A 23,787-nucleotide genomic window follows, 5' to 3' on the forward strand; every position below is an offset into this window, starting at 1 on the left:
GAAGGCAATCCGTGTCCAGACTCGCCGTCCTCAGCCTCCGCAACCGTGCCCTCATCGCGCTCATCACGATCGTGGCGGCGGTGTTCGGCGGCCTCGCACTGACGAACCTCAAGCAGGAGCTCATCCCCTCGATCGAGTTCCCCGCCCTGTCGGTGCTGAGCACCTACCCCGGCGCCTCGCCCGACGTCGTCGCGAACGACGTCTCCACGCCGATCGAGAACGCGATCCAGGGCGTGCCGGGGCTCGAGTCCACGTCGGCGACGAGCACGACGAACGCGTCGATCGTGCAGGCGTCGTTCACCTACGGCACCGACCTTGCGACGGCAGAGCAGAAGATCACCACCGCGATCAACCGCATCAAGGGCCAACTGCCCGAGGGCGTCGAACCGACGGTGCTCTCGATCTCCACCGACGATCTCCCCGTCATCCAGCTGGCCGTCACCGGCTTCGACGACGAGGAGGCGATCCAGACCCGGCTGGAGAACACGGTCGTCCCGGAACTCGAGGACATCCCCGGCGTGAACGCCGCGGCGATCGTCGGCGGGGTCTCGCCGCGCGTCACCATCACCCCCGACCAGGCCGCGCTCGCCGGGGCCGGGTTCAGCCAGCAGGCGATCACCGACGCCCTGGAGCAGAACGGCGTGCTCTTCCCCGGCGGCGACATCACCGAGGGCGACGAGACCCTCACGGTGCAGACCGGCGCCAAGCTCACCTCGGTCGAGGAGGTCGCCGCGCTCCCGCTCGTGCCGACCGACCCCGCCCAGTTCGGCGCCGGGCCGGTCACCGTGGGCGACGTCGCGACGGTCGAACTCGACGCCGCCCCGGTCACCTCCATCTCGCGCGTGAACGGCGAGCCGGCGCTGTCGATCGCGGTCACCAAGCTCCCGTCGGCGAACACCGTCGACGTCTCGCGCGCCGTGAACGACGCGCTCCCGGGCCTCGCCGACGACCTCGAGGGCGGCGAGTTCACGATCGTCTTCGACCAGGCGCCCTACATCGAGCAGTCGATCGAGGCGCTCGCCGAGGAGGGGCTGCTCGGGCTCGTCTTCGCCGTCTTCGTCATCCTCGTCTTCCTGCTGTCGGTGCGCTCCACGCTCGTCACCGCGATCTCGATCCCGACGAGCGTGCTCATCACCTTCATCGGCATCCAGGCGTTCGGCTACTCGCTGAACATCCTCACGCTGGGCGGCCTCACGATCGCGATCGGCCGTGTCGTCGACGACTCGATCGTGGTCATCGAGAACATCAAGCGGCACTACGTGCAGGGCGCAGACAAGCTCGCCTCGGTGCTCCTCGGCGTGCGCGAGGTCGCTGCGGCGATCACCGCCTCCACCGTCACGACGGTGGCCGTGTTCCTGCCGATCGCGTTCGTCGGCGACCTCACCGGGGAGCTGTTCCGGCCGTTCGCGATGACCGTGACGATCGCGATGCTCGCGTCGCTGTTCGTCGCGCTCACCATCGTGCCCGTCCTCGCCTACTGGTTCCTCCGTCCCGGCAAGCCCGTCCTCGACGCCGCCGGCGAGCGGATCGATCCGGAGGACCCGGCCGCACCGCCGTCCCGGCTGCAGCGCGCGTACCTGCCCGTGCTCACCTGGACGCTCAAGCACTCCGCCGTCACGCTCGTGCTCGCCGTCGTCGTGCTCGCCGGCACGGTCGCGCTCGCACCGCTCATGAAGACGAACTTCCTCGGCGACTCGGGGCAGAACACCCTCACGGTCACCCAGACCCTCGGTCCCGCCGCGAGCCTCGAGTCCGAGGACGAGGCCGCCGGACGCGTCGAGGAGGCGCTCCAGGAGGTCGACGGCGTCGAGACCGTGCAGGTCTCCATCGGTTCCAGCGGTTCGGCGATCCGCGACGCGTTCAGCGGTGGCGCCGGCGGCATCACGTACTCGATCACGACGGACGCCGACGCCGACCAGGTCGAGCTGCGCGCACGCGTCCAGGACGCCCTGGCAGACCTGGACGACGTCGGCACCGTCACGGTCGCGGCATCGGGCGGCGGGTTCGGATCCTCCGACATTGAGATCGACGTCACGGCACCCGACCAGGAGTCGCTGACCGAGGCGACGGATGCGGTCGTCGACGCGCTCACGGACGTCGACGGCGTCAGCCAGGTCTCGAGCAACCTCGCCGCATCCCTCCCGTACATCGCGGTGGTCGTCGACCGGGACAAGGCCGCATCCCTCGGCCTCTCCGAGGTCGCGGTCGGCGCACTCGTCTCCAATGCCATGCAGCCCCGCGCCATCGGTTCGGTCGAGGTCGACGGCACGAGCCTGCGCGTCTACCTCGCCGCCTCCCAGACCCCGGCGACGATCGAGGAGCTGCGGGCGCTCACCGTCCCGAGCGCGACCGGTGCGATCCGCCTCGACGAGGTCGCGACGGTCGAGCAGGCGCAGGGGCCGACCTCCATCACGTCCGAGCGCGGCCAGCGCACCGCGACCGTCACCGTGACGCCCGCCGGGGACGACCTCAGCGGCGCGACGAGCGCGGTCACCCTGGCCCTCGCCGACCTCGATCTGCCGGCGGGCGCGGACGCCTCCCTCGGCGGGGTCGTCACGCAGCAGACCGAGGCGTTCGCGCAGCTCGGACTCGCCATGCTCGCCGCGATCCTCATCGTCTACATCGTCATGGTCGCGACCTTCAAGTCGCTGCGGCAGCCGCTCCTGCTGCTCGTCTCGGTGCCGTTCGCGGCGACCGGCGCGATCCTGCTGCAGATCGCCACCGGGGTGCCGCTCGGCGTGGCCTCGCTCATCGGCGTGCTCATGCTCATCGGCATCGTGGTGACGAACGCGATCGTGCTCGTCGACCTCGTCAACCAGTACCGCGAGAAGGGCCTCAGCACCTTCGAGGCCACCGTCGCGGGTGGTGCGAGGCGCCTGCGCCCGATCCTCATGACCGCGCTTGCGACGATCTTCGCCCTCACCCCGATGGCGCTCGGCATCACCGGACAAGGCGGATTCATCTCACAGCCGCTCGCGATCGTCGTGATCGGCGGGCTTGTGTCCTCTACCGTGCTGACGTTGCTGGTGCTGCCGACCCTCTACAACCTCGTCGAGGGAGCACGCGAGCGTCGCGCCGCGAAGCGGGGCGCGCGCTCGTCCGACGGGCACGACGGGCCGGTGCCGCCTGCTGCCGCCGACGAGGCGCACGTCCCGAGCAGGCGGGAGCTGCGTCGCCGCGAATCGCACTGACCGGCTCCGCGGCCGTCGGCTCGAGCCCGAGGGGGCCGACCGGTGCCGCCGGCGAGGTGGATGCCGCGGGCGCTGCGGCGCCGAACGGTGCGCGAACGGGCGTGACGGCATCCGTTGCGACCAGGGCCGGGACCGGCTGTGCGGCGAGCACGGCTGGGGCCGCCTGTGCGGCGTGGAGCGCGCCCGCCCGGGTGAGGCAGACGACGAAGACGCCCGACCAGGCGAACATCGCGCTGAAGCCGATGACCTCGAACAGGGCGAGGTTGATGGTGGCGGTCACGAAGAGCCAGCCGCCGCCGAAGAGGTAGCCGAACACGGCGAGGGTGGTCGCCAGCAGGCGCTTGGGCATCCGGTGCATGAGCAGCGGGCTGAGCAGGAGCAGCACGGCGAAGCTCACCACCATGCCGGCGGCGACGTTGTCGTGCACGAATCGGTTGACGTTCAGCGGCACGCAGCCGACGAGCGCGAGGTTCACACCGACGGCGGTGAGCAGGATGCGGGCGAGGAGCGCGGTGCCGCGTCGGACGCGGTGCCGCTCCAGCGCCCGCAGTTCGCGGCCGACCGCGTGTGCGAACATCGCCACCAGCGTCCCGCCGATGATGAGCGTCACGTTGAAGGCGGCGCCGGAGCTGTTGCGGAAGGTGCCGAGGCGGCTGAAGTGCAGGCGCCACCACTGCGGGTCGGTCGTCGAGATGATCGACAGGCCGATGCCGACCAGGAGCACGAGCAGTGCCAGCACCGCCAGGTGCACCGGGGAGGCGCCCAGGAGCGCGGTGGCCGCCCGTCGGACCCCCCGGGGGCGTGGCGGCCTGGGCACTGCTGCCATCGCTCGGAGCTCGGAGAACGACGAACGGTCGATGCGCATATGCGGGTACCCTCCACCCAGACGGACACCTGATCCCCCGGTGGAGTCGTGAAAGAGGTTCCCCGTCACGCACCGGATGGCGAGCGCCGGAACCCTGAAACCGGCGCGGCGGCCCTGCCGCTGCGCGTCAGTCTAGTGGTGGCCCGTTACAGGCAGCAGCGGCGTGTGTTACCTTGACGCGAACCTGACATCGTGTATACGAACCGCTCGTGCCGTCAGCGGCGGTAGACGATCCCCCACCGGACCTCCCAGGTCTCGCCGGGCGCGAGCCGGCGCAGGTCGCGACCGGAGTTGAAGGCGTCGGCGGGCGCGGTCATGGGCTCGATCGCCACGGCGAGGTCGTGCCCCGGGTAGCGGTCGGTCGTGAACACCTGGAGCGTCGTGACCGATTCGTCGCCCCACAGTTCGACCGAGCGCCCGTCGGGCGCCCGGAGCACGCCCCGCACGCGGCCGTCCGCGTCGCGACGGATCGCCGTGTACGCGGTGTCGAGACCGAGGCCCGCCAGCAGTCGGGGCGTGCGCAGGTCGTGCGCATCGTCGACGGGGACCGCGGCGCCGACGGGCAGGTTGCGTTCGTCGACCGGGTACCACTCGTCCGCCACGACCTGCACCGTGAGCTCCTCGGTGGCCACGTCGGAGATGCCGAGGTACGGGTGCGCGCCGAGCGCGACGGGCGCCTCGTCGGCACCGACGTTGGTGACGGTGTGCGTCACCTCGATCCCGTCGGGGGTGAGCGCGTAGGTCACGCGGGTCGCCAGGTGGAAGGGATAGCCGGTCTGCGGGACGACGTCGGCCGCGAGGGTCACCGCATCCGCCGTCGCCTCCTCCAGCCGGTACGACGCGAACCGGAGCAGTCCGTGGGACGCGTTGCCCAGCTTGGGCTCGGTGATCGCGAGCAGGTATTCGGTGCCGTCGTGGCGCCAGCGGCCGTCGCGGATGCGGTTGGGCCAGGGCAGCAGCACGACGCCGGACGCGGCCGGGGCCGGGATCCCGTCGGGATAGCGGACGACGAGGTCGACGCCGTCGACCCGCAGCGCACGCAGGGACGCGCCCACCTCGGTGATCTCGGCGGTGGCGTGCGCGCTCCGCAGGACGTGGCGGTGGCCGGTGGGGTCGGCGGTCATGCCCTCAGCGTAGGGCGTGCTCCCAGGGCGGCTCGCTACCATTGACGGGTCGGCTCTGGACGCCGCGCATCGCGCGGGTGGTTCTGTGGTCCTTGGGGCCGATGATGGGCGCCGATCGGCGTGCATGACCATCATCGAAAATGGCCCCGGCCGACGAAACGTCCGGGTATCCCGCTGTGAGCGGGTGCTGTTCTCGTGCGCAGAGAACCAGAAGGACGACCCATGCCCAAGAACAAGAAGCCCGCCGGCGGACGCCCGGCCAAGAACTTCGACCCGCGCTACGGCGCGAAGACCTCGTTCCAGGACCGCAAGCGCCGCCCCGGCGAGGCCTCGGCCGGCACCACCGGTTCGAAGAGCCCGAAGCACCGCGGCTACCGCGCGGACGAGGGCGCCGCGCCCAAGCAGCGCTGGAGCGCGCAGGAGCGCGCCGGCCGGGACGAGGCCCGCAGCATCCGCAGCCGCGCCGGCGGGGAGCGTCCCGCCCGCTTCGAGGAGCGCGCCGGTTCGCGCCCCGACGGCGGCCACCGTGGTGCGCGCGCCGAGGGCGGCTCCCGTGGCGGCCGCGACGAGCGCGGCGCGCGCACGTGGAACGACCGTTCCGGCGCCCAGCGCCCGGCCCGTTCGTACGACGAACGCCCGGCCCGTTCGTACGACGAACGCCCGGCCCGTTCGTACGACGACCGTCCGCAGCGTCGGAGCGACGACCGGCCCGCCCGTTCGTATGACGACCGCCCGCAGCGTTCGCCCCGTTCGTATGACGACCGCGCCCAGCGTTCGCCCCGCTCGTATGACGACCGTCCGCAGCGCCGGACCGACGACCGCCGCGAGGCGCCCCGTCGCTTCGAGGAGCGTCCTGCCGCCCGACACGACGACCGGCGTTTCGAGCCCCGACGCGACGACCGTCGCGGCGAGCAGCGCCCGAACCGTTCGGACTGGAACGCCAAGCCCCGTGAGACGGCGCACGAGCAGCAGCTCGACGTCGTGCACGAGCGCCTGCAGGCGCAGGCCGTGGATGCCGCGACCGTCGCCGAGGCGTCGTTCGGCGAGCTGGGGCTCGGCGAGAACATCGTCCGTGCCCTCGCGGAGCTCGGGGCGGACAGCCCGTTCCCGATCCAGGCGGCGACCATCTCGCCGATCCTCGCCGGCCGTGACGTGCTGGCCCGTGGGCGCACGGGCTCGGGCAAGACGATCGCCTTCGGCGCCCCGCTCGTCGAGTCGATCCTCCGGTCGCAGGCAGGCGTGAAGCGGCAGTTCGGCCGCGCCCCGAAGGCGCTCATCCTCGCCCCGACGCGTGAGCTCGCGCTGCAGATCGACGGCACCGTGCAGCCGATCGCCCGCAGCGTCGGCCTGTTCACCACCCAGGTCTACGGCGGTGTGCCGCAGGCCCGTCAGGTGGGTGCGTTGAAGAAGGGCGTGGACATCGTCATCGGCACCCCCGGCCGCATCGAGGACCTCCAGGCGCAGGGCAAGCTCGACCTCTCGGAGATCCGCATCGTGGTGCTCGACGAGGCCGACCACATGTCCGAGCTCGGCTTCCTCGAGCCGATGCAGCGCCTGCTCCGCCTCATCCCTTCGAAGGCGCAGAAGCTCCTCTTCTCGGCGACGCTCGACCGCGAGGTCTCCGCGCTCGTCGACGAGTTCCTCGTCGACCCGGCCGTCTACGAGGTGGCCGGTGAGGACCAGGACTCCGGCACGATCGACCACCGCGTGCTCGTCATCGACCACCGTGACAAGGCGGAGCTGCTCAACTCGCTCGTCGACCGCGACGGGAAGACCCTCGTGTTCACGCGGACCCGCGCCTACGCCGAGATGCTCAGCGAGCAGTTCGAGGATGCCGGCATCCCCGCCGTCGCCCTGCACGGCGACCTGAACCAGGCCAAGCGCACCCGCAACCTGCAGCGGCTGACGAACGGCAAGGTGCGCGTGCTCGTGGCGACCGACGTCGCCGCCCGCGGCATCCACGTCGACGACATCGACCTGGTCGTGCAGGCCGATGCGCCGGACGAGTACAAGACGTACCTGCACCGGTCGGGCCGCACCGGCCGCGCCGGCCGCGAGGGCACCGTCGTGACGCTCATCACCCGTCAGCGTCGCCGCCGCATGAACGAGCTGCTGGACCGCGCGGAGATCTCCGCGCCGTTCCAGGAGGCGCGTCCCGGCGACGACCTGCTCGAGGAGCTGAGCGGCCGCCAGCTCGCCGACGTCACCGCCTGACCCCACGAACGACCGGACCGCGAGACTGCATCTGCGCTCCGAGACAGCGGGGTTACCCCGCAGTCTCGGCGACCGGATGCAGTCTCGCGGTCCGCGTTCAGGCGAGGGCGGCGCGCAGGGTCGCGGTCGCTAGGAGCATCGCGGTCCGGGCGGCGTGGGTGTCGCGGAGGGCGTCGAGCATGACGAAGTCGTGGATGACGCCGCCCAGTCGCACCTGCGTCACGGCCACGCCCGCGTCGCGGAGCTTGGCGGCGTAGGCCTCGCCCTCATCGCGCAGGACGTCGGCCTCGGCCGTGATCACGAGCGCGGGCGGGAGCCCGGCGAGCTGCTCCGTCGTGGCACGCAGCGGGGATGCGGTGATCTCGGCGCGCTGGGCGGGGTCGGTCGTGTACTGGTCCCAGAACCACTGCATCGCGTCGCGACGGAGGAAGTACCCCTCGGCGAACTCGCGGTACGACTCGGTGTCGAAGGAGGCGTCGGTCACCGGGTAGAAGAGGATCTGGTGCGCGAACCCGACGCCCCCGCGCTCCTTCGCCATGAGGGTGAGCGCGGCGGTCATGTTGCCGCCGACCGAGTCGCCCGCGACGGCGATCCGGGATGCGTCGAGCCCGTGCCGGGCGCCGTGCTCGACGATCCAGCGGGCCACGGTCCAGTTCTGCTCGATCGCGACCGGGTACCGGTGTTCCGGGGAGAGCCCGTACTCGGGGAACACGACAGCCACACCGGCGCCGACCGCCAGTTCGCGAACGAGCCGGTCGTGCGTGGACGCACTGCCGAAGACCCAGCCCGCGCCGTGGATGTAGAGGAGGACGGGCAGGGGTCCGGACGATCCGGCAGGCGTGACGATCCGCGCCCGCACCGAACCGGTGGGCCCGCCGGAGACGGTCACCCATTCCTCGTCGATCGCGGGTTTGTCGACGCCGTCGCCGGACTGCACCTGTTCCACGGTCTTCCGGCCCTCCACCGGTCCGAGGTCGAACAGGTACGGCGGGTCGGCGGTCGCCGATGCGAACTCGCGCGCGGCGGGTTCGAGGCTGCGCTGTCGGGTGGTCATGGTCGCGCTCCTTGCTGGTCGGGGCCGCGAGGGCCGTCGGTGGGTTCCTCGACCCGAACCTAGAGCGCGTGCGCGGGGTGTTCCAGGGCCTGCTGGGACCCCCCAGGGCACCTGCCGGCGCCGGCCGTCAGAACAGGCGCGGCTGCGGACCCGTCGTACGGACGGAGGTCGCCGCGGCGCGCGAGGCGGCGGATGCGTCCCGGGTCACCGGTCGGGCGCGCACCGGTTCCTCCTCGGAGCGGCCGTCGAGCCCGTGCGCGCGCATGAGCGGCCGGATGCGGCGGGCCAGCCACTGCCGATACGGTTTCGGCGCCTGCACCGCGGCCCCCGGGTAGAGCGCGCGGTAGGACGACAGCAGGTCGGGGCGTTCGCGGGAGAGCCACTGCATGAACCACGGCTTCACCCCGGGCCGCAGGTGCAGCGCGCCGTAGACGACACGCACCGCGCCCGCATCCTTGATCCGCCGGAGGGCGTCGTCGAGCGCCGCGACCGAGTCGGTCAGGTGCGGCAGCACCGGCATGAGGAAGACCGTCACGCGGAACCCCGCCTCGGTCGCCGCGCGCACGGTGTCCAGCCGCGCCTGCGCGGTCGGCGTCCCGGGTTCCACGGCGTGCTGCAGGGCGTCGTCGAAGACGGCGATCGACATCGCGAGCGACACGGAGACCTCCCGCTTCGCCTCGGTGAGCAGCGGCAGGTCGCGCCGCAGCAGCGTCCCCTTCGTGAGGATCGACATCGGTGTGCCCGACGACGCGAGCGCGTCGATGATCCCGGGCATGAGCCGGTAGCGCCCCTCCGCGCGCTGGTACGGGTCGGTGTTCGTGCCCAGTGCGACGTGCTCGCGCCCCCACGACCCGCGTCGCACCTCGTGCGAGAGCACCTCCGCGACGTTGACCTTCACGACCACCTGCGAGTCGAAGTCGCGACCCGCGTCGAGGTCGAGATACGTGTGGGTGCCGCGGGCGAAGCAGTTGTGGCTGACGACCCCATTCGCGATGAAATCCCCGGTGCCGGTCGTGATGTCGACCATGTCGATCTCGACTCCCAAGGCCTCGATCGACCGGACGCGCAGATCTGCGACCGTCTTCACCGCCCGACCGACGACGGCCGGCGTTCTGGTGATGGCAGGGCGGCGGTACTCGGCATCCTCAGTGCCCATTGCGGGACCGGACGCACCGAATCCCTGCATCCGGTTGCTCGTCGTGAGGAACGGGCGACGGGCGGATCCGCTCATGGCGCCCGTGACGTATCTCCATCCCCGCTCCGTGAGGAAGCGGTGATCACCGCTGGCCGTCAGGACGGTGCCGTCCGCGAGCGTGATCCGATGCGCTGCTTTGCGCGTGTTCCAGCGGGCACGGACCTCGGTCTCGACGAAACGGCGGTACTCACCGACCCGTTCCGTGCCGATCACCCGGTCGCCGACGCGGATGTCCGAGAGCGGCTTCTGTCTTCCGTCCGCCATGAGGATCGACGTCTCGGGTGCCAGGCAATAGGTGCACGCATGCGAGCAGCCCCGATAGGGGTTCACCGTCCAGTCGAACGGCATCGCGGATGCGCCCGGCACGTGGTTCAGCGCGGAGCGGGCGACGACCTCGTGGAACGTCATGCCCGCGAACTCCGGCGTCGTCACGCTGCGGACGAGCCCGTCCATCCGGTCGAGACCGGGGAGCGCAGCCGCATCCGTCTCGCCCACCCGCTGTCCCTGCCATCGCATGTCCCCAGTGGAACAAAGATTCGAGACTACGTCAAGCCATGCACGGAAGGATGTGCGAACCGGCCGTCTCTCGGCACCGGGCGCCCACAATGGAGGGGTGAGCACGCCGCACTCTCGGACGCGCCGTGCCGCGCGCGAGGTCGCCGCGGTGCGGAAGGCGCGTGCGCGCCGGCGCCGGATGCTCGCGGCGCTCGTGCCGGTGGCCGCGGCGGCCGCCGTGGCCGGTGCGCTGGTGCTGCCGGGGATGGTCGACGGTCCGCCCGCCGACGCCCTCCGGGACGGGCCCGAGGACCTGCCGCCCATGGTCGACGCGCTCCCGGTGCCGCAGGTGGAGGCCGTGCCGGGCATGTGCGAGGACCCCGCCGTGCAGGCTGCACTGGTGGCCGGTGACGACGAGGCGGTGGTGGCGGCCGCGGGTGGTGGTGAGGCGTTCCGTGCCGCCGTCGCGGTCGGCGCGGCGCCCTGCGTCTCGCTGTCGGACGTCTCGCGGCAATGGGTGGTGGTGAACAAGCAGCGCCCCCTCGTGCCGGCCGATGCGGCACCTGCCGAACTCGCCGCGCCCGCCGGGGTGCGCACGCTCGACGTCGTGAGCCTGCGCCCGGATGCTGCAGCCGCCCTGGCCGCGATGCGGGCGGGCGCGCAGGCCGCAGGGGCGGGTGAGCTCGCAGCCCTCAGCGCGTACCGGTCCTACACCACCCAGCAGCGCACGTATGCCCAGCACGTCGACGCCGACGGCCGGCAGGTCGCCGACCTCGAGAGCGCGCGGCCCGGGCACAGCGAGCACCAGACCGGCATCACGGTCGACCTCGTCGCGTGCGGCGAGGGCGGATGCGGCGGCCTCGACGACTTCGGCGGCTCCCCGCAGGGCGCGTGGGTCGCCGAGCACGCCTGGGAGTACGGCTTCGTCGTGCGGTACCTCGAGGGGGCTACGGAGATCACCGGGTACAAGGCCGAGCCGTGGCACGTGCGCTACATCGGGCCGGAGCTCGCGAAGGCGTACCGCGACGGGGGCTGGCGTTCGCTGGAGGAGTTCTTCGGGCTGCCCGCCGCCCCCGACTACGTCGAGTGAGGGGTGCCGCCGCGCGGCACGGGCGGGTGTCGGTGCCGTCTGGAGGCATCCCACAAACCATGACACCGGGTATCGCGTCCGGTGCGATGCGATCCCACATCGCACTGCCGCATCCGAGTGCCGCGCCCATAGACTCGGTGCGGCGACGCCGCCCGAACGGCCCCGCGTCGCCTCGAGATCCCGCATCGCGGAGGAAGGACGGCGCACGCATGGAGCGCGACATCTACGACGAGGACCACGCGGCGTTCCGCGACGTCGTGAAGGAGTTCATCAAGCGCTACGCGACGGAGGAGAAGCGCAAGCAGTGGGAGGCCGACGGTGAGGTCGACCGTGCCACGATGCTCGCGGCGGGTGAGGCCGGCATCATCGGCCTGTCCGTGCCGGAGGAGTTCGGCGGCGCCGGGATGCTGCAGGATTACCGCTTCCGCGCGATCGTCAACGAGGAGGTCATCGGCGCCGGTCACGGCTCGCTCGCCGGTGCACTCGGCATCCAGGACGACCTCGCCGTGCCGTACATCGCGCACATGGGCACGCAGGCGCAGAAGGAGAAGTGGCTGCCCCGCATGGCCACCGGCGAGGTGCTCGGCGCGCTCGCGATGACCGAGCCCGGCACCGGCTCCGACCTTCGTGGTATCAAGACGACCGCGAAGAAGGTCGACGGCGGCTACCTCGTCAACGGTGCGAAGACGTTCATCTCGTCGGGCAAGACCGCGGACATCGTCGTCACGTTCGTGAAGACCGGTGAGGGCAACCGCCCCGACGCGTTCTCGCTCCTCATCCTCGAGAACGGCATGGAGGGCTTCGACCACGGCAAGAAGCTCGAGAAGATGGGCTTCCACGGCTGGGACACCGCCGAGCTGTCGTTCTCGGACGTGTTCGTGCCGGAGGAGAACCTCATCGGCGGCGTCGAGGGCCGCGGGTTCATCCAGCTGATGATGAACCTGCCGCTCGAGCGCCTCTCGATCGGTGTCGCGGCCGCCGCCGCAGCCGAGGCCGCGCTCGTCTGGACGCGTGACTACACGCTGAGCCGTGAGGCGTTCGGGCAGCCGATCGCCGACTTCCAGAACACCCGGTTCAAGCTGGCCGACATGGCGACCACGGTCGACGTGCTGTGGGCGTACATCGACCGCGCGATGATGCTCTACAAGGACGCCAAGCTCACCGCCGAGGAGGCGGCGAAGGTCAAGTACTGGGCGACCGAACGCGAGTGGGAGCTGCTCGACCTGGGCGTGCAGCTGCACGGCGGCTACGGCTACATCACCGAGTACCCGATCGCCCGCGCGTTCCTCGACGCCCGCGTGCACCGCATCTACGGCGGCACGAACGAGATCATGCGCGACATCGTCGCCCGCCAGGTCACCGGCCGGAAGTAACCCCGACCACCCGCGAGACCACATCCATCCGCCGAGACCACATCCGATCGCATGTGGTCTCGCGCGGTGGGTGTGGTCTCGGCGGTTTCAGAGGCGGCGACGACGACGGGTCAGGCGCACGGCGGGGAGCGGCGGCGCGGGCACCCGCTCGGGGCCGTGCCCGACGACATGGCCGAAGCGGTCGGATGCGGCCTCCCACGCCTCGCGCGCCTCGACGATCTCCTCGTGGCTGCGGCCGACGAAGTTCCACCACATGACGATGTCGTCCTCGAACGGCTCCCCGCCGAGGAGGAACAGGGTCGCACCGGTCGCGGACGAGACCTCCACCGCATCCCGGCCGAGTCCGAGATAGCACAGCTGCAGCGTGCCGACCGCGGTGTCGGGGCCCGCGTGGACGACGAGGTCGCCCCCGACGCCGACCGCCGCGTACTCCCACTCCGGATGCAGCGGCAGCCGCACCCGCGCGCCCGCCGGAACCCGCACCTCGGCGCCCACGATCGGCGTGTGCACGGTCGCCGGCGACACGACCCCGGCGAGTTCCCCCATCACGACGGTCGCCGTGCCCCCACCGTCGAGCACCACCTCCGGCAGGTCGGTGTGCTGCTCGAACGCGGGCTCGCCGTGCCGGCGCGACTCCGGCAGTGCCACCCACAGCTGCAGCGCGTCCAGCGGCACGGGCGTCTCGCCGAGCGAGTACTCGCTGTGGGCGATGCCGGCGCCGCTCGTCATGAGGTTCAGCTGGCCGGGGCGGATCCGCACGTCGCTGCCGATCGTGTCGCGGTGGCGGATCTCACCGGTCAGCGGCCAGGTCACCGTCTGCAGGCCGATGTGCGGATGCGGCTCCACCCGCATCCGCACCTCCTGCGGCCCGAACCGGTCGAGGAAGCACCACGCCCCCACGAGCGGCAGGTCGCGCTGGGGGAGCGCCCGGTGCACCGACATCGCACGTACGCCGCCGAGCGGCACCTCGCGGGAGTCCAGCAGCACGGCGCGCGGGCCGTCGCAGTCCGCCGCGCGTTCCGGGCCCGCGTCGGGCTCGGCGTCGAGCCTGGTCATCCCTCGGACCCGGCGGGCCAGTGCACCTTCAGGCCCGGCACCTCGGTGCGACGCAGGAACGACGCCACGTAGGGGCACAGCGGCACGACCGTCTCGCCGCGGTCGGCGACGTCGGCCATCGCCTGGGCGACCAGCGTCTTCGCGAGCCCGCGGCCGCTGTAGGCCTCGTCGACCTCGGTGTGCACGAACCGCAGGCGCTCGCCGTCCCGGCGGAACGCGGTGAACCCGGCGGTCTGCCCGTCGACCTCGACGCGGTAGCGGTCGTGCTCGTCGTCGCGGACGACGCGCACGTCCTCGTCCGGCTGGGATGGGTCGATCATGCTCGCAGGCTACGGCGGCGTCCGGCGCCGCTCAAGCCCGCACCGCCCGTACAGCGGTCGTGCACGCGGCATGGGGCAGACTCGACCGGTGACCTCCCTGCTCGACCTCGCCCGTGCCGCCGGCTCCGATCCGGATGCGGTCTACGACGCGTTCCTGGAGTGGACGGCGTCGCGCGGGCTCACGCTGTACCCGGCGCAGGACGAGGCGGTCATCGAACTCGTCTCCGGTGCGAACGTGATCCTGTCGACGCCGACCGGCACCGGCAAGTCGCTCGTCGCGATCGCCGCGCACGCCGCATCCCTCGCCGCCGGCGGCCGGACCTACTACACAGCGCCCATCAAGGCCCTGGTCAGCGAGAAGTTCTTCGCGCTCGTCGACATCTTCGGCCCGGAGCAGGTCGGCATGATCACCGGTGACTCGTCGGTGAACCCGGATGCGCCGATCATCTGCTGCACCGCCGAGATCCTCGCGAACCTCGCCCTCCGCGAGGGCGCGGACGCCGACGTCGCGCAGGTCGTGATGGACGAGTTCCACTTCTACGGCGAGCCCGACCGCGGGTGGGCGTGGCAGGTGCCGCTGCTGCTCCTGCCGCGGGCGCAGTTCCTGCTCATGTCGGCCACGCTCGGCGACACCACCCGCATCCGGGACGACCTCGCCCGCCGCACCGGACGCCCGACGGTCGAGGTGACCGGCGCCGAGCGCCCGGTGCCGCTCCACTTCTCGTACGAGCGTCGCCCGGTGCACGAGGTCGTCGCCTCGCTCCTGGACGAGAAGGAGCAGCCGATCTACATCGTGCACTTCTCGCAGGCCCAGGCGCTCGAGCGGGCGCAGGCGCTCGGCAGCGTGCAGATCGCGTCGCGGGCGCAGCGCGACGAGATCGCCGCCGCCATCGGCGGATTCCGGTTCACCACCGGATTCGGCAAGACCCTCTCGCGGCTCGTGCGCGCCGGCATCGGGGTGCACCACGCCGGGATGCTCCCGCGCTACCGCCGCCTCGTCGAGACGCTCGCGCAGCGCGGGCTGCTCCGGGTGATCTGCGGCACCGACACCCTCGGCGTCGGCATCAACGTGCCCATCCGTTCGGTCGTCATCACCGCGTTGTCGAAGTACGACGGCACCCGGATGCGGCAGCTCACCGCCCGCGAGTTCCACCAGGTCGCGGGCCGCGCCGGCCGCGCCGGGTTCGACCCCCACGGCAACGTCGTGGTGATGGCGCCGGAGTGGGAGATCGAGAACGCCGTGGCGCTCGCGAAGGCCGGCGACGACCCCGCCAAGCGCAAGAAGATCGTGCGGAAGAAGGCGCCCACCGGCGTCGTGAACTGGGGCGAGGGCTCGTTCGAGCGCCTCCGCGACGGCGTGCCGGAACCGCTCGTGCCGCAGCTGCAGCTCACCTCGGCCATGCTCATCAACGTGATCGCGCGCGGCGGCGACGTGTTCGGCGACGTCCGCTCGCTCGTCTTCGACAACCACGAGCCGCAGGCCCGCCGGTACGAGCTCGCCCGCCGCGCGCTCGCGATCTTCCGCACCCTCCGCACCGCCGGCGTGGTCGAGGTCGTCGACGGGACGATCCGGCTCACGGTGGACCTGCAGCGCGACTTCGCGCTCAACCAACCGCTGTCGCCGTTCGCGCTCGCCGCGATCGACCTGCTCGACCCGGAGGAGAAGCCGGGCGGCGCGGGTTCGGGCCACTACGCGCTCGACGTCGTGAGCGTCATCGAGGCGACCCTCGACGACCCGCGGGCGATCCTCTCCCAGCAGGAGTTCAAGGCGCGCGGCGAGGCCGTCGCGGCGATGAAGCGCGAGGGGCTCGACTACGACGAGCGGATGGACGCGCTCGAGGAGGTCACCTACCCGAAACCGCTCGAGGGACTGCTCGCGCAGGCGTTCGAGACGTTCGCCCAGTCGCAGCCGTGGGTGCGCGACTTCGAACTGCGGCCGAAGTCCGTGGTGCGCGACATGTTCGAGCAGGCGTTCTCGTTCGCGGAGTTCGTGAACTGGTACCAGCTCGGCCGCAGCGAGGGCCTCGTGCTCCGCTACCTCAGCGACGCGTACCGGGCGATCCGGCAGACGGTCCCCGCCGAGGCGCAGACGCCGCCGCTGCAGGACCTCATCGCGTGGCTCGGCGAGCTGGTGCGACAGGTCGACTCGAGCCTCGTCGACGAGTGGGAGTCGCTCGTGAACCCGGCCGCGGAGGGCGAGGTCGTCGTGCCGCCGGCTCCGCCGTCGGTCGTCGTGAACCGTCGCGCATTCACCGTGCTCGTGCGCAACGAGCTCTTCCGACGGGTGCAGCTCGCGGCGCGGCAGCGCGACGACGAGCTCGTCGCGCTCGACCCCGACGTCGACTGGCCGGCCGTGCTCGACGCCTACTACGAGGAGCACGATGAGCTCCTCACGGGTGGCCCGGCGCGCTCCCCCGCACTGTGCGTCATCGACGAGTCGTCGGCGGCGGAGGGTCGCTGGCGGGTCGAGCAGATCCTCGACGACCCGGCCGGCCACCACGACTGGCGCATCCGCGCGGACGTCGACCTGGAGGCATCCGCCGAGCAGGGTGCCGCGGTCGTGCACGTGTCCGAGGTCGTCCGGCTGTAGCCCTCCCGGGCGCGTTCCACAGCATCCTGCCCGGGGCGTGCCGCACGGGGGAGACTGGAACGATGCGGATGCGGCGGCTCACGGCGGCGATCGCGCTCGGCGCGCTCGTCCTCCTCGGTGCCGCGTGCGCCCCCGAGCCCGCCGCCGATCCGTCTCCGACGCGGACGACGGCGTCCCCGACCCCGACGCCCACGGCCACCGCCGATCCGCTCGACGCGCTGACGCTCGAGCAGCGCGTCGGGCAGCTGTTCATGGTCGGCACCCCGGTCGAGGGTGCCGACCCGGCGACGCTCGCCGCGGTGGCCGAACGCCACGCGGGCGGGGTGTTCCTCCACGGCCGATCCGACGCGGGCACCGAGGCGATCGCCGGGCTCGTGTCGCAGTTCACCTCGCTCGTCCCCGCGGGCTCGCCCCCGCTGTGGGTCGCGACCGACCAGGAGGGCGGCGACGTGCAGGTGCTCTCCGGCCCGGGGTTCGACGACATGCCCACGGCGCTCACGCAGGCGCAGCAGGGATGCGGGGCCCTGCGCACCGCATCCCTCCGGTGGGGCGGACAGCTCGCCGCCGCCGGCGTCAACGTGAACCTGGCGCCCGTGCTCGACATCGTCACGAGTCCCGAGACCGCACGGCAGAACCCGCCGATCGGCCGGCTAGGCCGCCACTACGGCTACGACCAGCCGACCGTCGCCGCGTGCGCGGGCGCGTTCGCGCAGGGGATGCGGGTGGCCGGCGTGCTGCCGACCTTCAAGCACTTCCCGGGACTCGGGCGGGCGGCCGCGAACACCGATTACGCGACCGACGTGGTCGACACCGAGGTGACGGCCGACGCGCCCGACGTCGACGTGTACCGGATGCTGCTGGCCCAGGGCACGGCGATCGTGATGCTCTCCACCGCCGTGTACGAGCAGATCGACCCCGGCGCCCCCGCGGCGTTCTCGCCGGCGGTCGTGACCGATCTGCTGCGCGGCCGCCTCGGGTTCGACGGCGTCGTGATGACCGACGACCTCTCCGCGCCGGCGCAGGTCGCCCGGTGGTCGCCCGCCGACCGGGCGCTCCTGACGATCGGCGCCGGCGCCGATGTCGTGCTGGTCTCGGCCGACCCGGCCGTGTTCGCCGAGATGTACGACGCCGTGCTCGCCCGGGCGCAGGCCGATCCGGCGTTCGCCGAGTCGGTGGATGCGGCCGCCCGCCGGGTGCTCGCACTGAAGTCGTCGTTCCCGGGAGGGGAGTGAGATGACCACCTGGCTCGCGTTCCTGCGCGCGATCAACCTCGGCGCGACCCGCGTGTTCCCGAAGGACGCGATCGTCGCGGCCACCGCCGCCGCCGGCTTCGACGACGTCGCCACCCACCTGAACACCGGGAACGTCCGCCTCGGCACCGCGATGCGGTCGCGGGCGCGCGTCGAAGCCGCGCTCGAGCGGGCGTACCTCGCCGACCGCGGGTTCGAGGTGCCGGTGATCGCGTTCCGCGCCGACGAGTTCGCGGAGCTCGCCCGCGACGCCGCCGAGCTGTCCGCGACGCGCACCGGCCTCGACCGCCATTACGTGTACCTGCTGAAGGAGGAACTCGACGCGAAGGCCGCGGCGGCCGTCGAGGCGCGTTCGGACGAGCGCGGCGAGATGGTCGTGCGCGGCCGGGCCGTCCACGCCCTCCTGCGGGCGGGGTACACGCCCGGGCAGGTCGATCCGCTCGGGGCGGCACGGATGCTGGGGGTCGCGACGAACCGCAACCTCTCGGTCGTGACTGCGCTCGCCGAGCGCTGGTGCTGACCGGCCGACTGTCAGCGGCGGTCGTTACGCTGGGACGGTGACTTCGCAGCCCCCCGTCCCCCGGTACGACACGGCGGGCTTCGACGAGCTCCCCGACGGCTGGGTGCCGCCCGACGACTGGGCCCCCGACGACGAGTTCGCCCCGCCGCCCGACGATCCGTGGTCGGGCGGGGCCGCCGCATCCGCCCCCGAGGTGCGCCCCGCGCCCCGTCGCGTCCACACCGGCGCCGACCCGCTCGCCGTCCTGTCCGAGGTCTACGGCTACGACGCGTTCCGCGGCGACCAGGCCGAGATCGTCGCGCACGTGGTCGGCGGCGGCGACGCCGTCGTGCTCATGCCGACCGGTGGTGGCAAGAGCGTCACCTACCAGGTGCCCGCGCTCGTCCGTGAGGGCACCGGGCTCGTGGTGAGCCCGCTCATCGCGCTCATGCACGACCAGGTCGACGCGCTGCGCGCGAACGGCGTCAACGCCGCGTACCTGAACTCCACGCAGTCCATGGCCGAGCGGCAGGCGACCGAGCAGGCGTACCTGTCCGGCGAGCTCGACCTGCTCTACGTCGCGCCGGAGCGGTTGAACCTCGTCGCCACGAAGTCGCTCCTGCGGCGCGGGCGCCTGAGCGTCATCGCGATCGACGAGGCGCACTGCGTGTCGCAGTGGGGCCACGACTTCCGCCCCGACTACCTGCAGCTCGGCGAACTCGCCGACGACTTCCCCGGTGTGCCCCGGATGGCGCTCACCGCCACCGCCACCCGCGAGACCCACCGGGAGATCGCGGAGCGGCTGCGGCTGCCCGACGCCCGCCACTTCGTCGCGAGCTTCGACCGCCCGAACATCCAGTACCGGATCGAGCCGAAGGTCGACCCGCGCCGGCAGCTCGTGGCGTTCATCCGCTCGCAGCCCGAGGGTGCAGCCGGCATCGTCTACGCGCTCAGTCGCAAGAGCGTCGAGCAGACCGCCGCGTACCTCGCGGCGCAGGGCGTCGACGCCCTGCCGTACCACGCCGGCCTCCCGGCCGAGGTGCGGGCCGCGAACCAGTCGCGCTTCCTCCGCGAGGACGGCGTCGTCATGGTCGCGACGATCGCGTTCGGCATGGGCATCGACAAGCCCGACGTGCGCTTCGTCGCGCACATCGACCTGCCGAAGTCCGTGGAGGGGTACTACCAGGAGACCGGTCGAGCCGGCCGCGACGGCGAGCCCTCCGTGGCGTGGATGGTCTACGGCCTCGGCGACGTGGTGCAGCAGCGCCGCATGATCGACCAGAGCCCCGGCGACCGCACGTTCAAGATGCGCCTCGGGCAGCACCTCGACGCCATGCTCGCGCTGTGCGAGACGGTCGGATGCCGCCGGCAGAACCTCCTCGGCTACTTCGGCCAGGACTCCCAGCCGTGCGGCAACTGCGACACCTGCCTCACCCCGCCCGAGACGTTCGACGGACTCGTGCCGGCGCAGAAGCTGCTCTCGACCATCGTGCGGCTGCAGCGGGAGCGCGGTCAGGCGTTCGGTGCGGGGCACCTCATCGACATCCTCCGCGGCGCCGACACCGACCGCATCCGCCAGCAGCGTCACGACGCGCTGAGCACGTACGGGCTCGGCGCCGACCTCAGCGACCAGGACTGGCGCAGCGTCGTGCGGCAGCTGCTCGCCCGCGGCATCCTCGTCGCGCAGGGCGAGTACGGCACCCTCGGCCTCGGGGAGGAGGCGGGCGGCGTGCTGCGCGGCGAGACCCCGGTGCCGCTGCGGCACGACGTGATGGGCCGGGTGAGCGTCCCGCGCACGCGCAAGTCCGCCGCGCCGTCGGACGTGCCCGAGGGCGACCGTGAGCTCTTCGAGGCGCTGCGGGCCTGGCGTGCGGCGACCGCGCGGGAGCAGGGCGTGCCCGCGTACATCGTGTTCGGCGACGCGACGCTCCGCGCGCTCGCCGCGACCCGGCCGCAGTCGATGGGCGACCTCGACGGCATCAGCGGCATCGGTGCGAAGAAGCGCGAGGCGTTCGGCGAGGCCGTGCTCGAGGTCGTCTCCCGCCACTGACCCGCCGCCCGGCCCGTGCCCGCGCTCGCCGCCGTGGGTGGCCCGTCGGCCGCGGCGTCGCCGCCGTGCAGAACTCAGGACGGATGCGGGGAGGGCCCCCGCGATCCGCGTGACCCGGTGGCAGCCGTCGGAATGTCCGGAGTTTTGCGCATCACCGCCACGCTCGCGCCCTGCATCTGGTGCCCGCCGCCATCCGGTGCCCGCCGCATCCGGTCGCCTGTCGCTCGTGGTCGCCGCCGGCAGCAGTTCGCGACAGGTGGGCGTCGGTCTGGGCGAGCACAACTGCGGAGTCCGTGTGCGACACGCCGCCCCGCGGCGCGGTGGTCGCGGCGTGTCGGCGACCATCTCCGCAGTTGTGCACGCGCGGCACACAGCACGACGAAGCACGCACCGCACACGGACGTCCACGCACCGCCCCGACGGACACCGGTTCCGAACGGCCCCACCGCTCCACGGACACCGGATGCGGCCGCACCGCCCAGGCGGACACCGGATGCGGCCCCCACCGCCCGGACGGACACCGGATGCGGCCCGCACCGCTGTGGGGAGGGCACAATCCGCCGGGGCGACGGCGTCCGGGGCGATTGTCGAGGGTGTCCAACCGAGTTGGGGTGCCCTTGTGGGAGTCCTACCGTCGAGGATGACATCCACTGTCCGTCACACCGAAGGGTGAGGTCATGGCCGACGCCGTCATCCGTTCCCGCAAGCCCGCCACGAACAAGCGCACCCCCGCCGGTGGTGCGCCGACCGCCGCGCACTCGGCGGCCGAGGCAGCCGAGCCGCGCATCGACCTGGCGGCCGTCAACGACATGCTGCTCGGCACCTGGGCCGACACCCGCCGTCAGGCGCGCGCGATGATCAAGGACCCCGCGTTCTGGCGCGTCGACGGCCTGAGCGTCGCCGACCACCGCGAGCGCGTGCTCAGCCAGCTGCACCTGCTCGTCGAGAACGGCGCCTCCGCCCGCGCGTACCCGAAGGAGTACGGCGGGATGGACGACAACGGCGCCAACATCGCCGGCTTCGAGGAGCTCGTGCTCGCCGACCCGAGCCTGCAGATCAAGGCCGGCGTGCAGTGGGGCCTGTTCGGCGCCGCGATCCAGCAGCTCGGCACGAAGAAGCACCACGACAAGTGGCTCGCCGACGTCGCGCAGCTGAAGCTGCCGGGTGCGTTCGCGATGACCGAGACGGGGCACGGCTCCGACGTCGCCGCGATCGGCACCACCGCCACGTACGACCCCGAGACCGAGGAGTTCGTCATCCACACGCCGTTCCGGGCGGCGTGGAAGGACTACCTCGGCAACGCGGCCGTGCACGGCCGCGCGGCGACCGTGTTCGCGCAGCTCATCACCGGCGGCGTGAACTACGGCGTGCACTGCTTCTTCGTGCCGATCCGCGACGAGGAGGGCAACTTCCTCCCCGGCGTCGGCGGCGAGGACGACGGGGTCAAGGGCGGCCTGAACGGCATCGACAACGGCCGACTGCACTTCGACCAGGTCCGTGTGCCGCGCGAGAACCTCCTCAACCGGTACGGCGACGTCGCCGCCGACGGCTCGTACTCCAGCGAGATCCCGAGCCCCGGCCGCCGCTTCTTCACGATGCTCGGCGCGCTCGTGCAGGGTCGCATCTCGCTCGACGGCGCCGCCACCACCGGCACCGCGCTGGCGCTGTACATCGCCACCACCTACGCGAACCAGCGTCGCCAGTTCGACTCCGGCGCCGGCACCCCCGAGATCGTGCTGCTCGACTACGGCAAGCATCAGCGCCGCCTCATCCCGCGGATCGCGACCGTGTACGCGCAGGCGTTCGCGCACGACGAGTTCCTGAAGAAGTTCGAGGGCGTCTTCAGCGGCCGCACCGACACCCCGACCGAGCGTGAGGATCTCGAGACGCTCGCCGCGGCGCTGAAGCCCCTCAGCACGTGGAACGCGCTCGACACGATCCAGGAATGCCGCGAGGCGTGCGGCGGCTCCGGCTTCCTCGCCGAGAACCGCCTGGTCGGCCTGCACGCCGACCTCGACGTCTACGCCACCTTCGAGGGCGACAACAACGTCCTGCTGCAGCTGGTCGGCAAGCGCCTGCTCGGCGACTTCGCGAAGCAGTTCAAGGGTGCGGATGCGGCGAAGCTCGCCCGCTACGCCGTCGGCCAGACCGCGGGCAAGGTGTTCCACGGCGCGGGCCTGCGCCGCCTCGGGCAGACGGTCGCCGATTTCGGTTCCAGCGCCCGGTCGGTCGAGTTCGGGCTGCGCGAGGACCAGCAGCACCAGCTGCTCGCCGACCGCGTGCAGCAGATGGTCTCGGACATCGCCGGCCGCCTTCGTCCCGCATCCAAGCTGAGCCCGGAGGCCGCCGCCGCCCTGTTCAACGAGAACCAGGCCGAGCTCATCGAGGCCGCCCGCGCCCACGGTGAGCTGCTGCAGTGGGAGGCGTTCACCGACGCGCTCCACAAGGTGAGCGACGACGGCACGCTGCAGGTGCTCACCTGGGTGCGCGACCTGTTCGGGCTCTCGCTCATCGAGAAGCACCTGGCCTGGTACCTCATCAACGGCCGGCTGTCCGCGCAGCGTGCCGGCACCGTCTCCCGCTACATCGACCGGCTCTGCCTGCGGCTGCGCCCGCACGCGCAGGACCTCGTCGACGCGTGGGGCTTCGAACCCGAGCACGTCCGTGCGCCCATCGCGTCGGGTGCCGAGCAGCAGCGCCAGGACGAGGCGGCCGCCTACTACGCCGAGCTCAAGGCGTCCGGCACGGCGCCGGTCTCCGAGAAGACGCTGCACAAGAAGTCGAAGAAGTGACCGTCACCCGCCCCCGGCAGCCGTCGGGGGCGGGTCGTATGGTGGGCGGGTGACCGACCTGCTGACCGGCCCCGACGGGCGTGACCGCTGCGCCTGGGCGGGCGCCGATCCGGAGTATCAGCGCTACCACGACCAGGAGTGGGGGCGGCCGCTCCACGGTGACCGTGCGCTGTTCGAGAAGATGAGCCTCGAGGGGTTCCAGGCCGGGCTTAGCTGGATCACCATCCTGCGCAAGCGTCCCCGGTTCCGCGAGGTGTTCGCGGACTTCGAGCCCGGGGTCGTCGCCGGGTTCGGCGCCGACGACGTCGAGCGGCTCATGGCGGATGCGGGCATCATCCGCAACCGTGCGAAGATCCTCGCCGTCATCGGGAACGCGGCGCTCGTCGCGGCGATGGCGCCGGGCGAGCTCGACGCGCTGCTGTGGTCGTTCGCCCCGCCGGCCCGGCCGCGGCCCCGCGCCTTCGCCGATGTGCCCGCGGTCACGCCGGAGTCGGCGGCGATGAGCAAGACCCTGCGCGCCCGGGGGTTCCGGTTCGTCGGGCCGACGACGATGTACGCGCTGATGCAGTCGGCCGGCATGGTCGACGACCACGTCGAAGGATGCTGGCGCGCGAACTGATCGCGGGCCG

15 protein-coding genes and 1 pseudogene are annotated in these 23,787 nt (G+C 72.1%); 10 read left to right on the forward strand and 6 right to left on the reverse strand.

The features are described from left to right. Positions 1-11: 11 nt before the first annotated feature. On the forward strand, positions 12-3,191 hold the full coding sequence (locus ACWAUO_RS11470; protein WP_460775527.1) for an efflux RND transporter permease subunit: 3,180 nt from the start codon (positions 12-14) through the stop codon (positions 3,189-3,191). A 262-nt stretch (positions 3,192-3,453) separates the two neighbouring features. On the opposite strand, the pseudogene ACWAUO_RS11475 reads toward ACWAUO_RS11470, so the two are convergent. Together ACWAUO_RS11475 and ACWAUO_RS11480 are read right to left on the reverse strand one after the other, a co-directional pair. Continuing rightward, positions 3,454-4,056: pseudogene (locus ACWAUO_RS11475) on the reverse strand (hypothetical protein); the annotation flags it as partial. A 215-nt stretch (positions 4,057-4,271) separates the two neighbouring features. Continuing rightward, positions 4,272-5,180 carry an aldose 1-epimerase family protein gene (locus ACWAUO_RS11480; protein WP_460775529.1) on the reverse strand — a complete coding sequence of 303 codons (909 nt, stop codon included), beginning with the start codon at positions 5,178-5,180 and terminating at the stop codon, positions 4,272-4,274. 222 nt (positions 5,181-5,402) lie between these two features. Here ACWAUO_RS11480 and ACWAUO_RS11485 point away from each other — a divergent pair, with 222 nt between their 5' ends. Continuing rightward, complete coding sequence (locus ACWAUO_RS11485) at positions 5,403-7,394, forward strand: DEAD/DEAH box helicase (RefSeq protein ID WP_460775530.1); 1,992 nt, start codon at positions 5,403-5,405, stop codon at positions 7,392-7,394. Between the two features lie 97 nt (positions 7,395-7,491). Here ACWAUO_RS11485 and ACWAUO_RS11490 read toward each other — a convergent pair whose 3' ends face one another. Then, complete coding sequence (locus tag ACWAUO_RS11490; protein ID WP_460775532.1) at positions 7,492-8,448, reverse strand: alpha/beta hydrolase; 957 nt, start codon at positions 8,446-8,448, stop codon at positions 7,492-7,494. Positions 8,449-8,575: 127 nt separating this feature from the next. Further along, complete coding sequence (locus tag ACWAUO_RS11495) at positions 8,576-10,159, reverse strand: Rv2578c family radical SAM protein (protein WP_460775533.1); 1,584 nt, start codon at positions 10,157-10,159, stop codon at positions 8,576-8,578. A gap of 97 nt (positions 10,160-10,256) precedes the next feature. Between ACWAUO_RS11495 and ACWAUO_RS11500 the strand changes: the two genes are divergently transcribed. Then, positions 10,257-11,228 carry a M15 family metallopeptidase gene (locus ACWAUO_RS11500; protein ID WP_460775535.1) on the forward strand — a complete coding sequence of 324 codons (972 nt, stop codon included), beginning with the start codon at positions 10,257-10,259 and terminating at the stop codon, positions 11,226-11,228. A 209-nt stretch (positions 11,229-11,437) separates the two neighbouring features. Beyond that, positions 11,438-12,601, forward strand: a complete 1,164-nt coding sequence (locus tag ACWAUO_RS11505) for an acyl-CoA dehydrogenase family protein (RefSeq protein ID WP_460775537.1) — start codon at positions 11,438-11,440, stop codon at positions 12,599-12,601. Between the two features lie 87 nt (positions 12,602-12,688). Here ACWAUO_RS11505 and ACWAUO_RS11510 read toward each other — a convergent pair whose 3' ends face one another. Then, positions 12,689-13,657, reverse strand: coding sequence for a pirin family protein (locus tag ACWAUO_RS11510; protein WP_460775538.1), 969 nt, complete (start codon positions 13,655-13,657; stop codon positions 12,689-12,691). Next, positions 13,654-13,977 carry a GNAT family N-acetyltransferase gene (locus ACWAUO_RS11515; RefSeq protein WP_460775539.1) on the reverse strand — a complete coding sequence of 108 codons (324 nt, stop codon included), beginning with the start codon at positions 13,975-13,977 and terminating at the stop codon, positions 13,654-13,656. Before ACWAUO_RS11515 ends, ACWAUO_RS11510 begins: the two co-directional genes overlap by 4 nt. 70 nt (positions 13,978-14,047) lie before the next feature. Here ACWAUO_RS11515 and ACWAUO_RS11520 point away from each other — a divergent pair, with 70 nt between their 5' ends. From ACWAUO_RS11520 to ACWAUO_RS11545, 6 genes are all read left to right on the forward strand, one after another. Then, positions 14,048-16,567, forward strand: coding sequence for a DEAD/DEAH box helicase (locus ACWAUO_RS11520; protein ID WP_460775790.1), 2,520 nt, complete (start codon positions 14,048-14,050; stop codon positions 16,565-16,567). Positions 16,568-16,629: 62 nt separating this feature from the next. Next, positions 16,630-17,799, forward strand: a complete 1,170-nt coding sequence (locus ACWAUO_RS11525) for a glycoside hydrolase family 3 N-terminal domain-containing protein (RefSeq protein ID WP_460775541.1) — start codon at positions 16,630-16,632, stop codon at positions 17,797-17,799. A 1-nt stretch (position 17,800) separates the two neighbouring features. Beyond that, the gene (locus ACWAUO_RS11530) at positions 17,801-18,337 is read left to right on the forward strand and encodes a DUF1697 domain-containing protein (RefSeq protein WP_460775543.1); all 537 of its coding nucleotides are present in this window, start codon (positions 17,801-17,803) and stop codon (positions 18,335-18,337) included. Between the two features lie 103 nt (positions 18,338-18,440). Beyond that, the gene (recQ, locus tag ACWAUO_RS11535) at positions 18,441-20,366 is read left to right on the forward strand and encodes a DNA helicase RecQ (protein ID WP_460775791.1); all 1,926 of its coding nucleotides are present in this window, start codon (positions 18,441-18,443) and stop codon (positions 20,364-20,366) included. A 677-nt stretch (positions 20,367-21,043) separates the two neighbouring features. Then, positions 21,044-23,158 (forward strand): acyl-CoA dehydrogenase family protein, encoded by a 2,115-nt coding sequence (locus ACWAUO_RS11540; RefSeq protein ID WP_460775544.1) that lies wholly within the window; start codon positions 21,044-21,046, stop codon positions 23,156-23,158. 49 nt (positions 23,159-23,207) lie between these two features. Further along, complete coding sequence (locus ACWAUO_RS11545; protein ID WP_460775545.1) at positions 23,208-23,777, forward strand: DNA-3-methyladenine glycosylase I; 570 nt, start codon at positions 23,208-23,210, stop codon at positions 23,775-23,777. Positions 23,778-23,787: the final 10 nt, after the last annotated feature.

Source organism: Microbacterium sp. GXF7504 (genome assembly GCF_054798235.1).

Bases quoted from the DNA above. Each gene is read 5' to 3' on its own strand.
- ACWAUO_RS11480 (WP_460775529.1), bottom strand. From the start codon at position 5,180: ATGACCGCCGACCCCACCGGCCACCGCCACGTCCTGCGGAGCGCGCAC.
- ACWAUO_RS11485 (WP_460775530.1), top strand. From the start codon at position 5,403: ATGCCCAAGAACAAGAAGCCCGCCGGCGGACGCCCGGCCAAGAACTTC.
- ACWAUO_RS11490 (WP_460775532.1), bottom strand. From the start codon at position 8,448: ATGACCACCCGACAGCGCAGCCTCGAACCCGCCGCGCGCGAGTTCGCA.
- ACWAUO_RS11495 (WP_460775533.1), bottom strand. From the start codon at position 10,159: ATGCGATGGCAGGGACAGCGGGTGGGCGAGACGGATGCGGCTGCGCTC.
- ACWAUO_RS11505 (WP_460775537.1), top strand. From the start codon at position 11,438: ATGGAGCGCGACATCTACGACGAGGACCACGCGGCGTTCCGCGACGTC.
- ACWAUO_RS11510 (WP_460775538.1), bottom strand. From the start codon at position 13,657: ATGACCAGGCTCGACGCCGAGCCCGACGCGGGCCCGGAACGCGCGGCG.
- ACWAUO_RS11515 (WP_460775539.1), bottom strand. From the start codon at position 13,977: ATGATCGACCCATCCCAGCCGGACGAGGACGTGCGCGTCGTCCGCGAC.
- ACWAUO_RS11520 (WP_460775790.1), top strand. From the start codon at position 14,048: ATGGGGCAGACTCGACCGGTGACCTCCCTGCTCGACCTCGCCCGTGCC.
- ACWAUO_RS11525 (WP_460775541.1), top strand. From the start codon at position 16,630: ATGCGGATGCGGCGGCTCACGGCGGCGATCGCGCTCGGCGCGCTCGTC.
- ACWAUO_RS11530 (WP_460775543.1), top strand. From the start codon at position 17,801: ATGACCACCTGGCTCGCGTTCCTGCGCGCGATCAACCTCGGCGCGACC.
- ACWAUO_RS11540 (WP_460775544.1), top strand. From the start codon at position 21,044: ATGGCCGACGCCGTCATCCGTTCCCGCAAGCCCGCCACGAACAAGCGC.